General features: G+C 69.8%; 2 protein-coding genes. Both read left to right on the plus strand.

Annotation, left to right across the window (positions count from 1 at the left end):
* On the plus strand, positions 1 to 1821 hold a 1821-nt coding region (locus ACFYR0_RS37725), incomplete at its 5' end, for a 2-oxoacid:acceptor oxidoreductase subunit alpha (protein WP_389338907.1).
* The coding region (locus tag ACFYR0_RS37730; RefSeq protein WP_389338910.1) for a 2-oxoacid:ferredoxin oxidoreductase subunit beta at positions 1814 to 2855 on the plus strand (1042 nt) is incomplete at its 3' end. The genes ACFYR0_RS37725 and ACFYR0_RS37730, both read left to right, overlap by 8 nt.

Genomic DNA, 2855 nt, shown 5'->3' on the forward strand with positions numbered 1-2855 from the left:
ATCCGGTTCGCGGGGGATTCGGGTGACGGTATGCAGCTCACCGGTGACCGTTTCACCTCGGAGACGGCGTCGTTCGGGAACGATCTGTCGACGCTGCCGAACTTTCCCGCGGAGATCCGTGCTCCCGCCGGCACGCTGCCGGGTGTGTCCTCGTTCCAGCTGCATTTCGCGGACCACGACATCCTCACGCCGGGGGACGCGCCGAACGTGCTGGTGGCGATGAACCCGGCCGCGCTGAGGGCGAACGTCGGTGATCTGCCGCGCGGCGCGGAGATCATCGTGAACACGGACGAGTTCACCCGGCGGGCGCTGCAGAAGGTCGGCTACGGCGCCAGCCCGCTGGAGGACGGCTCCCTGGACGGCTATCACCTGCATCCGGTGCCGCTGACGACGCTGACGGTGCAGGCGCTGAAGGACTTCGACCTGACCCGTAAGGAGGCCGAGCGCAGCAAGAACATGTTCGCGCTGGGTCTGCTGTCGTGGATGTACCACCGGCCCACCGAGGGCACGGAGAGGTTCCTGGCGGCGAAGTTCGCCAAGCGGCCGCAGATCGCGGAGGCGAACCTGGCGGCGTTTCGGGCGGGCTGGAACTTCGGGGAGACGACGGAGGACTTCGCGGTCTCCTACGAGGTCGCGCCGGCCGCGAAGGCGTTCCCGGTGGGCACCTACCGCAACATCTCCGGGAACCTGGCGCTGTCCTACGGTCTGGTGGCGGCGTCGCGGCAGGCGGATCTGCCGCTGTTCCTGGGTTCGTATCCGATCACTCCGGCCTCCGACATCCTGCACGAGCTGAGCCGGCACAAGAACTTCGGGGTGCGCACGTTCCAGGCGGAGGACGAGATCGCCGGGATCGGGGCGGCGCTGGGGGCGGCGTTCGGCGGGTCGCTGGCGGTGACGACGACGTCGGGTCCGGGGGTGGCTTTGAAGTCGGAGACGATCGGGCTGGCGGTGTCGCTGGAGCTGCCGCTGCTGGTGGTGGACATCCAGCGCGGCGGGCCCTCCACGGGTCTGCCGACGAAGACGGAGCAGGCGGATCTGCTGCAGGCGATGTTCGGGCGCAACGGTGAGGCGCCGGTGCCGGTGATCGCGCCGTGCACGCCGGCGGACTGCTTCGACGCCGCTCTGGAGGCGGCGCGGATCGCGGTCGGATACCGCACGCCGGTGTTCCTGCTCTCGGACGGGTATCTGGCCAACGGTTCGGAGCCGTGGCGGATTCCGGAGGTGGAGGAGCTGCCGGATCTGCGGGTGCGGTTCGCGCGCCGCGCGAACCACACCCTGCAGGACGGTACGGAGGTGTTCTGGCCCTACAAGCGGGACCCGCGGACCCTGGCCCGGCCGTGGGCGGTGCCGGGCACGCCGGGTCTGGAGCACCGGATCGGCGGGATCGAGAAGCAGGACGGCAGCGGGAACATCTCCTACGACCCCGCCAACCACGACTTCATGGTCCGCACCCGGCAGGCGAAGATCGACGGCATCGAGGTGCCGGACCTGGATGTCGACGACCCGCACGGCGCGAGGACGCTGGTGCTGGGCTGGGGTTCCACCTACGGCCCGATCACCGCGGCGGTGCGGCGGCTGCGCACCGCGGGGCAGGAGATCGCGCAGGCGCATCTGCGCCACCTCAACCCCTTCCCGGGCAACCTCGGCGAGGTCCTCGCCCGCTACGACCGCGTCGTCGTCCCCGAGATGAACCTCGGCCAGCTCGCCACGCTCATCAGGGCCAGATACCTGGTGGACGCGCACTCGTACAACCAGGTCAACGGCATGCCGTTCAAGGCCGAACAGCTCGCCAGGGCCCTGAAGGAGGCCATCGATGAGTGAGGCACTGAAGCTGGTCCCCAAGGCCGAGGCCAGGCAGTCCATGAAGGACTTCAAGTCCGACCAGGAGGTGCGCTGGTGCCCGGGCTGCGGCGACTACGCCATCCTCGCCGCCGTGCAGGGCTTCATGCCGGAGCTGGGCCTGGCCCGGGAGAACATCGTCTTCGTCTCCGGCATCGGCTGCTCCTCGCGCTTCCCGTACTACATGAACACCTACGGGATGCACTCCATCCACGGCCGCGCCCCGGCCATCGCGACCGGCCTGGCCGCCTCCCGCCCCGACCTGAGCGTGTGGGTCGTCACCGGTGACGGCGACGCCCTGTCCATCGGCGGCAACCACCTCATCCACGCCCTGCGCCGCAACGTGAACCTGAAGATCCTGCTGTTCAACAACCGGATCTACGGCCTCACCAAGGGCCAGTACTCCCCGACCTCCGAGGTCGGCAAGATCACCAAGTCCACCCCGATGGGCTCCCTGGACGCCCCCTTCAACCCGGTGTCCCTCGCGCTGGGCGCGGAGGCCTCCTTCGTCGCCCGCACCATCGACTCCGACCGGGGCCACCTCACCGGCGTGCTGCGCCAGGCCGCCGCCCACCCCGGCACCGCACTGATCGAGATCTACCAGAACTGCAACATCTTCAACGACGGCGCCTTCGACGCGCTCAAGGACCGCGAATCCGCCGCCGACGCCCTGATCCGCCTCGAGCACGGACAGCCGGTCCGCTTCGGCACCGGCCTCACCCAGGGCGTCGTCCGCGACCCCGCCACCGGCGACCTGAAGGTGATCACGGTGACCCCGCAGAACGAGGCACAGGTCCTGGTCCACGACGCCCACGCCGCGTCCCCGACCACCGCGTTCGCGCTGTCCCGCCTCGCCGACCCCGACACCCTGCACCACACCCCCATCGGCGTCCTGCGCTCGGTCCGGCGCCCGGTCTACGACACCCAGATGGCCGAGCAGCTCGACACGGCCGTCGAACAGCACGGCAAGGGCGACCTCGCCGCACTGCTCACCGGCGGCGACACCTGGACCGTCG

The organism is Streptomyces sp. NPDC005017, assembly GCF_042873115.1.
In the GTDB taxonomy this organism is placed as follows: Bacteria; Actinomycetota; Actinomycetes; order Streptomycetales; family Streptomycetaceae; genus Streptomyces.